The 8,332-nt window shown below is 66.7% G+C and carries 8 protein-coding genes; 3 read left to right on the top strand and 5 right to left on the bottom strand.

The features are described from left to right. From QOC69_RS32890 to QOC69_RS32875, 4 genes are all read right to left on the bottom strand, one after another. Positions 1-905 (bottom strand): NAD(P)-dependent alcohol dehydrogenase (locus QOC69_RS32890; protein ID WP_526446679.1); only part of this gene is annotated, 905 nt, incomplete at its 3' end. A gap of 34 nt (positions 906-939) precedes the next feature. Further along, positions 940-2,184 carry a sugar ABC transporter permease gene (locus QOC69_RS32885; RefSeq protein WP_526446678.1) on the bottom strand — a complete coding sequence of 415 codons (1,245 nt, stop codon included), beginning with the start codon at positions 2,182-2,184 and terminating at the stop codon, positions 940-942. Beyond that, the gene (locus tag QOC69_RS32880) at positions 2,181-3,011 is read right to left on the bottom strand and encodes an ATP-binding cassette domain-containing protein (RefSeq protein ID WP_526446677.1); all 831 of its coding nucleotides are present in this window, start codon (positions 3,009-3,011) and stop codon (positions 2,181-2,183) included. Before QOC69_RS32880 ends, QOC69_RS32885 begins: the two co-directional genes overlap by 4 nt. Next, a complete protein-coding gene (locus tag QOC69_RS32875; RefSeq protein ID WP_526446676.1) occupies positions 3,008-4,084 on the bottom strand; it encodes an ABC transporter substrate-binding protein in 1,077 nt (358 codons plus the stop codon). The genes QOC69_RS32880 and QOC69_RS32875 overlap by 4 nt, the downstream gene beginning before the upstream one ends. Before the next feature lie 135 nt (positions 4,085-4,219). Between QOC69_RS32875 and QOC69_RS32870 the strand changes: the two genes are divergently transcribed. Next, the gene (locus tag QOC69_RS32870) at positions 4,220-5,257 is read left to right on the top strand and encodes a LacI family DNA-binding transcriptional regulator (protein WP_526446675.1); all 1,038 of its coding nucleotides are present in this window, start codon (positions 4,220-4,222) and stop codon (positions 5,255-5,257) included. Between the two features lie 5 nt (positions 5,258-5,262). On the opposite strand, the gene QOC69_RS32865 is transcribed toward QOC69_RS32870, so the two are convergent. Then, complete coding sequence (locus QOC69_RS32865) at positions 5,263-6,174, bottom strand: IclR family transcriptional regulator (protein ID WP_526446674.1); 912 nt, start codon at positions 6,172-6,174, stop codon at positions 5,263-5,265. A gap of 142 nt (positions 6,175-6,316) precedes the next feature. Here QOC69_RS32865 and QOC69_RS32860 point away from each other — a divergent pair, with 142 nt between their 5' ends. After that, on the top strand, positions 6,317-7,444 hold the full coding sequence (locus tag QOC69_RS32860; protein WP_526446673.1) for a hypothetical protein: 1,128 nt from the start codon (positions 6,317-6,319) through the stop codon (positions 7,442-7,444). A 3-nt stretch (positions 7,445-7,447) separates the two neighbouring features. After that, the gene (locus tag QOC69_RS32855) at positions 7,448-8,230 is read left to right on the top strand and encodes an SDR family NAD(P)-dependent oxidoreductase (RefSeq protein ID WP_526446672.1); all 783 of its coding nucleotides are present in this window, start codon (positions 7,448-7,450) and stop codon (positions 8,228-8,230) included. Positions 8,231-8,332 lie beyond the last annotated feature (102 nt).

Here is an 8,332-nt window from a genome sequence, read left to right as displayed (position 1 = left end):
AGCTCGCTGACGTCGATCCGGCCCGACGACACCAACTCGATCGCCAGTGGCCAGGTGTGGTTGTACCGGTTGACGAGGCTCAGCGAGACCTCGTTGACGTTGAGCTCCGCCAGCGGCAGCGGGACGTCCTGCTTGGGCATCCCGATCATGGCGGCGCGCCCCGCGGGTGCCAGCCGGGCCATTCCCGCGGCGAGTGCACCCGGGGCACCCGAGCACTCGAGCAGTACGTCGAACGTCCTGTCGGTGGCGGCCTCGGGCGTCTCCGTCGCGAAGCCCATCCTCCGGGCCAGTCCAATGCGAAACTCGGAGAAATCGCTCACCGTCACGGAGCCCGCCCCGAACGCGCGGGCTGCGGCTGCCGCCAACAGCCCCACCGGACCGGCGCCGGTGACGAGGACGTCGTCGCCCGCAGCCAGATTGGCCCGTTTGCAGCCCCAGATGCCGACCGACAGCGGCTCGAGTAGCGCGCCCTCCTCGTACGACATCTCCTGCGGGATCGGGTACAGATTGCGGGCGTCGATCGCCATCAGTTCCATCAGCGCACCGTCGTAGGGCGGGGTGGCCAGGAACACCAGATCGGGGCACAGGTGGTAGCGACCGGCCTTGCACTCCTTGCAGTCGCGGCACGGGGTTCCCGGTTCGATGGCGACGCGGTCGCCGACCGATACGTTCGTCACCTCACTGCCGACCTTGGCGACCTCCCCGGACACCTCGTGGCCGAGCACGATCGGACCGTCGACCACGTAGTCGCCGATCCGCCCGATCTTGAAGTAGGCGGTGTCGGAACCGCAGATGCCCACGGCGTGGATTCGCACCACTGCCTGCCTGGGGCCGGGCTCGGGCTCCGGGCGCTCTTGGATCTCGATGTGTTCGAGCTTGGTCATCACCGCTGCGCGATTGGGCATGGTCCGTCTCCTTGTCGTCGGTTTGGATTTGGGGTCATGCGCGGCCGTGGCTCGCACGCGACTTGCGCGCGACCGAGTCGATGGCGACCGCGACCGCGAGGACGAGGCCGGTGATGATGAACCGGTACGACGAATCCAGGTTCAACAGCGTCAACCCGCTGGCGATCGACGCAATGACCAGCGTTCCCAGCAACGCCGAGAACGCGCTGCCGCGGCCGCCGAATAGGCTGGTGCCGCCAATCACCGCCGCCGCGATCGCGTTGAGATTCACGTCGCCGGTGCCGCTGGACAGATTGGCCGATGCCAGCCGGGCCGCGGCAAGGATGCCGCCGACGCAGGCGAGGAACGAGCACACCGCGAATGCGGTGAGGTAGATCCGCCGCACGTTGATGCCCGACCGGCGGGTGGCCTCCTCGTTGCCGCCGACCGCGCGCAGGCTACGTCCCCACTTGGTGCGGGTGAAGCCGTAGTTCAGTACCAGCACCAAGCCGACGAACAACACGACCATCCAACCGACGCCGCGTTCCTGATTGAGGTACCAGGCGAACGCTCCGAGGCCCGCGACCAGTGCGACCGACCGCAGCACCAGATAGTTCAGCGACTGTGCGGACAGATTGGCCTTCTTGCGGCGTTGGCGCCGTTCGTAGCCGCTGGCGAACAGCCCCACGCCTGCGAGCGCGGCCAGCAGGTAGGACAACCATTCCGGCACGAACGCGACCTGGGCGAACTGCACCAGAGTCGAGTCGAACGGGAGGTTGACCGAACCCTGGTCGCCGAGGATCGCAAGTTGCAGGCCCAGGAACGCCAGCAACCCGGACAGCGACGCCACGAAGCTCGGCATGCCGAACCGGGTGAGCGCGATCCCGTAGATCAGGCCGATGAGCAGCGCGACGGCGCACGCCAGAACCACCGCGAGCATCCAGTTCCAGCCGTGCCGGACGGACAGCACCCCGACGATCGCACCGGACAGGCCGCTCACGGAGCCGACTGACAGGTCGATCTCACCAACCAGCAGCACGCAGACGATCCCGAGCGAGATGATGCCGACCGCGCAGGAGTCCAGCGTCAGGTTCACCAGGTTGGCGCTGGATAGGAATATCGGGTTCAGCGACTGGAAGATCGTGCAGATCACCAGCAGACCTACGACCACCGGCAGCACGCCGACATCACCGGCACGGACGCTGCGCCAGAACGATCGCAACGCACCGCCGAATCCGTCGTCCTGTCGGAGGCGCTCGTCGCTCCGGTCGAGCGCAGGAGGGGTGTGGGTGGAGGTCATGGCGCCTCCGCTTCGTCGTCGTTGTCCTCGGTGCCCGTGCGGTCCCTGCGACGGGTGACTGCGTTGTCGGACGCGCCGGTGATGGCGGCAACCAGTTGTTCGGTGGAAACCGTCCTGGCGTCGAATTCGCCGTTGTTGCGGCCGAGGCGGAGCACGACGATGCGGTCGGCCACCGCACGGACGTCCTCCATGTTGTGGCTGACCATGACGACGCCGAGCCCGCGGTGCTTGAGCCGTTCGATCAGGTCGAGCACCTCGGCGGTCTGGGCCACGCCCAGCGCGGCGGTCGGTTCGTCGAGAACGATCACCGTGGGCTCGCCGAGCAGGGACCGGGCGATGGCCACCGTCTGGCGCTGGCCGCCGGACAACGACGCGACGGGGATGCGCACCGTCGGAATCCGGGCGGACAACTGCTGCAACAGGTTCCAGGCCTGAACCTCCATCGCGGTCTCGTCGAGTCGCCACGGGTTCAGCTCGCGGCCGAGGAAGAGGTTGTCGACCACGTCGAGGTTCTCGCACAGCGCCAGGTCCTGGAAGACCGTGGCGATGCCGAGCTGGATGGCGGCGCTCGGGTCGTTGATGGCGACGGTGCTGCCCGCGAAGGTGACCGTCCCCGAGTCCGGCTGGTGCACCCCGGCCAGAACCTTGACGAGCGTGGACTTACCAGCGCCGTTGTCACCGACGAGTGCGACGACTTCCCCTTCGGAGACGTCGAGCTCGATGTCGGTGAGCGCATTCACTGCCCCGAAGGACTTGTTGACGCCCCGCAAGCTCAGCAGGGTGGTGGTCGAGGGGGCTGCTGCAGCTCCGGAGGCCACCGCCGTCACGAGCCGATGCCGAGCCGCGAGCACGCCGCGGCGTACTCGGCGGTGCACAGCTCCGACGCGGGCGTGATGTTCTTGTCGATGATTTCGGCCTTGAGGTTCTGCTGGGTGACTAGCGTCGGGGTGAACAGTTCGGCTGGGGAATCGAAGATGGTCGTCTTCGCCTCCGGCGTCTCGCCCTTGAGCAACTTGTCCGCGACGTCGGCCGCCGCACCGCCGACGATCTCGCTCGGCTTGCTGATGGTGTTGTACTGGTCGCCCGCGATGATCAGCTGCAGTCCGGCGACCGTCGCGTCGTTACCGCTCACCGGCGGAACGGGATTGACGCCCGCCGCCTTGAGCGCGGCGATCGCGCCACCGGCGGTGCCGTCGTTCGCGGCCACCACTCCGACGATGCGCGGGCCGAACTGCGCGATCTGCCCGGCTACCCACTTCTGTGCGTTTTCTGGCTTCCACTCGATGGTGTCGTACTCGCCGAGCACCGGCACGCCGCTGTTGTCGACGGCCTGGTGGACGCCCTTCTTGATGAGGCCGGCGGCGGCGTCGGTGGGCGAACCGTTGACGATCAGGATGCCTGCGCCCGGGGGCAGCGGCTGGCTCTTGACCTTGTCGATCAGCGACTTCCCGATCTGCTTGCCGATGTCCTCGTTGTCGAATGACACGTAGTAGTCGACCTTCGTGTCGGGGATCGGGCGGTCGTAGGCGATGACCTTCACGCCTTGGCCCTTGGCCGAGTTGACCAGCGAAGCGGCCGCGGCCGAGTCGACGGGGTCGAGCACGATGACCTTGGCACCCTGAGCGACCGCCGAGTTGAATTGCTGCTGTTGCTTGTCGGCGCTGCCGTCGGCGTTGTTGTACAGCGGCTTGCAGTCCGCGCACAGCTCGCCGAGGCGCTTCTCGAAGCCGGGCCGGTCGTGTAGCTCGTAGCGGGTCGAGCCGGTGTCGGGCATGAGGAAGGCGACCGTTCCGCCGCCCCCACCGGTCGAGCCCGTGTTGCTGCCGCACGCGGTCATGGTGGCTGCGACCAGCAGGGCGCCTGCGATGGCGAATCCGCGTGCTCGGTTCGAACTCGTCATGGTCCATCTCCTTGGGGTGTGCAACCAGAGGTCATTCGGACGGTTTTGAATCGTGTCAACTGCTAGTGAGGAGGCTAGGATGCGTCATTGAATCGTGTCAAGCGTCACATTGATGAGCACCCGGGAGCCGGCCAAGTGGATCGTCAGACGCCGCGGCGAGCGACGACGAAGGACGTTGCCGAACGGGCCGGGGTATCGCAGGGGACCGTCTCCAACGTGCTGAACCACCCCGAGTGGGTCAGCGATGCCAAGCGCACGGCCGTTGAGGAGGCGATGGCCGCGCTCGGCTATGTCCGGCACGAGGCCGCCCGGCATCTCCGGACGGGCTACTCGCAAACGATCGGGATGCTTCTGCTCGACACCGACAACCCCGGGTTCATCGACCTCGCTCGCGGCGTCGAGGATTACGCGATCGCGCGGGGATGGAATGTGCTGATCGCGAACAGCGCGCGTGATCTGGAACGGGAGCGGGCCTACTTGCGGGTCTACGCCGAAGCGCGGGTGGCCGGTGTGATCGTCGTGCCGCACGACGAGTTCGACCAGGGCTCGCACGACATCCGGGCGGGTGGAATGCCCGCAGTCGTGATCGATCGTCTCGAGACCGGGCATGGCAACATCTCGGTGGGGGTCGACGACCTCGCAGGTGGCAAGCTGGCCGGTCAGCACCTCGTCGAACTCGGACACCGGCGCATCGCCTTCGTCGGGGACGACTCGACGGCGACCCCGGTCCACGACCGGATGGTCGGGCTGCACACTGCGGTAACGGAGGCGCCCGGTGGTGTCCTCGAAGTCATGCCGACCGAGCTGAGCGTCGAAGGCGGGCGCTCCATCGGCACCCGGCTTGCGGGGTTGACGCCCGCTTCTCGCCCCACCGCAGTGGTGGCGGCGATCGACCTCATCGCCTTCGGCCTGCTGCAGGCGCTGCTCCAACACGGGGTGCGGGTTCCCGACGACATTTCTCTGGTGGGTTACGACGACGTCCCGTTCTGCAAGCAGCTGTCCGTGCCGCTGACGTCGGTGCGACGTCCGCACTACGAGATGGGCGCGATGGCTGCGAAACTCCTTCTCACCGCCGTATCGGGGGACCCGCTGCCGCGACGCCACGTCGTCTTCGACCCCGAACTCGTCGTCCGGTCCTCGACCGCTACGGCACCGTTTGGGGCGACGCCCTGACCGGGCTACCTCGCAGCCCCGCCCAACTGCGCCGTGAGCGTGGCGGCCGCCGTCATCAGGCCGCGGGCGCTCTTGGTGATCTCGCCGTCGCTGAGCGACCGTCCGATCTGCAACGACACCACCATCGCCTGGCGCCGGTGGTGGTCGTAGACGGGTGCCGAGATGACGCTGACATCTGAACGGGCACTGCGGCGCTGTCCTCCGGTTTTGGCCTCGCTGCGCAGGTAGACCCGCTCCCCGATGTCGGAGACCAGTTCGCCAAGGAGTGCGCGCAATTCATCGGGTAGTGCACTCGACATCCCTGCCATCAGGGCGTAGAGCCGTCGTCCGCCCGGCGTCAGCCGCTCGACCAGATAGCCCGAGGTGCGGCATTCGGCGATCACGCGGTCCAGCCGATCGGTGTCGGTGCGCAGCGGAATCGTCGGCTCCCTGGCCAGCCAGTCCCGTAGCGCTTCGTCGTCCCAGAGCACGAACATCAGGCCGACGGGCGGGGCGAACGGGTAGCTCTGGCCCACGCGGACGCCGACGTCCGCGCCGGGCGGCCCGACGAGCTCGAGCAGGGTGATGCGGTCGTCGATGATCGCCGACAGCGCGGCCGTGGTGCCGTACGTCGAGGAAAGCCGGCGCAACTCATCGCGGGCGGCGGGGTTGACCCGCATCGATTCCTGAGCGGTGTGGCCGAGAGAGATCAGCGCTGGCCCCAGCCGGTAGGTCTTGTCCTGGCCGTCGCGCACCAGATAGTCCGCCGCGGCCAGCGTGCTCACGATGCCAAGGCAGGTCGGCTTGCTGAGACCGAGCCGCCGAGCCAGGTCCGACACCCCGAAACGGTCGTGCGGGTGCTGTGCCAAGAACCCGAGAACCGACACCACGCGCTCGGTGGGCGGTGAGATCCGACCGGGAGACTCGCTGCTTGGCATTGCAGAATTGTACCCATCCGTTCCAGATATGGACCGCAGGGCGCTGGGTCGCCCGTTGACGAGAACTAGAACGCGTTCTAGTCTCAGTGTCGAAATATCTACCAGCACGGTCCAATATTGAACCGCGAAGGATTGAACACCGATGTTCTCAACGCCGTTGGCCGAGGCGATTGCGGAGGCCGAGAGCCTCGTCGCCGCAGCGCCCCTGATCGAATCCGAGGCCGACCTTCTCGAGGGTCTGCAGTATCTGGCCGGCTGCATCGCGGCCTGCACCCACGTCGCGTTCGACTACGACCGCGATCACCCGTTCCTCCACGAGGGGACGGGGCCGTTCACCAAGATGGGCCTGGACAACCCGGACACCATGTACTTCGGCACCCGGGTGCAGGCCAACCACGAGTACGTGGTCACGGGCCGGCGCGGCAGCACCACCGACGTCAGCTTCCAGCTGCTCGGCGGCGAGTACACCGACGACAACGTGCCCGACAGCGAGACGGCCTTCGACGACCGCGAGCTCGACATCGCCGCCGACGGCACCTTCGAGTGGCGATTCACGCCAACCGGTTCGGCCCAGCTCGTCATCCGCGAGGTGTACAACGACTGGTCGGCGCAGCGCGGCTCGTTCGCGATATCGCGCACCGATACCGAGGGGACCGCGCCGCCGCCGTTGACCAAGGAGCTCATCGAAAAGCGTTACGCCGTAGCGGGTAAGCAACTCGTTCAGCGGGTCAAGACGTGGCTGCAGTTTCCGCAGTGGTTCTACATGGACATCCCGGTCAACACGATGGTGCCGCCCCGGCTGACCCCCGGCGGCCTGGCCACCCAGTACTCGTCGGTGGGGCACTTCGACCTGACGCCGGACCGGGCGCTCGTCATCGCCCTGCCCGTCACCGATGCGCCGTACCTCGGCTTCCAGCTCGGAAGCCTGTGGTACATCTCGCTGGACTACATCAACCACCAAACGACGCTGAACGGCACTCAGGCGCAAGCAGATCCGGATGGCAAGATCCGCATCGTGGTGTCCGACCAGAACCCAGGGGTGACCAACTGGGTGGAGACGCTCGGGCATCAGAAGGGCTTCCTGCAGTTCCGGTGGCAGCGGGTATCGCGTGAGCTGACCGAGGCCGACGGCCCGACGGTGGAGCTGGTCGACATCGACCAGGTGGCCGCCGCGCTGCCGTACCACGAGTCGAATAAGATCTCCGACGATGATTGGCGGGCGCGGATTGCGCTACGCCAGAAGCAAATTGGCGACAGGATGGTGGGTTAGGACATGACGGGATTGCTGGATGGCAAGGTAGTCGTGATCAGTGGCGTCGGCCCCGCGCTGGGCACGACGTTGGCTCGCCGATGTGCCGAGCAGGGTGCGGACCTGGTACTGGCAGCCCGCACGGTCGAGCGACTCGAGGACGTCGCCAAGCAGATCACCGACCTGGGTAGGCGAGCCGTCTCGGTGGGCACCGACATCACCGACGACGCTCAAGTGACCAATCTCGTCGAGGAGTCGCTCAAGGCCTACGGCAAGGTCGACGTGTTGATCAACAACGCGTTCCGGGTGCCTTCGATGAGACCCTTTGCGAACACCACCTTCGAACACATGCGCGATGCCATGGACCTGACCGTGTTCGGTGCGCTGCGGATGGTCCAGGGCTTCACCCCTGCGCTGGCGGAAGCCAAGGGCTCCGTGGTGAACGTAAACTCGATGGTGGTACGTCATTCGCAGGCGAAGTACGGCGCATACAAGATGGCCAAGTCGGCGCTCCTTGCCATGTCTCAGACGCTGGCCACCGAGCTGGGGGAGCAGACCATTCGCGTCAATTCGGTTTTGCCCGGCTACATCTGGGGTGGCACCCTGCAAGGATACTTCGAACACCAGGCAGGCAAGTACGGCACCACCGTCGACGAGATCTACAAGGCGGCGGCCGTCAACAGTGATCTGAAGCGCCTGCCCACCGAGGACGAGGTGGCCTCGGCCATCCTGTTCATGGCGAGCGATCTTTCCAGCGGCATCACTGGGCAGGCCCTTGACGTGAACTGCGGGGAGTACAAGGCCTGATGCGAAGACGAGCGCGAGTGAGGATCGCAGCGAGGCACGAGCGAGGACCGGAGCGAGCGGGAGTCGAGCCATGAGTGGGAGCGCCCGTACGGACGTCGGCAC

Origin of the sequence: Mycobacterium sp. (assembly GCF_032162105.1) — a bacterium.
Taxonomy (GTDB): Bacteria; Actinomycetota; Actinomycetes; order Mycobacteriales; family Mycobacteriaceae; genus Mycobacterium.
This window is presented reverse-complemented; position numbering and strand designations above follow the sequence as displayed.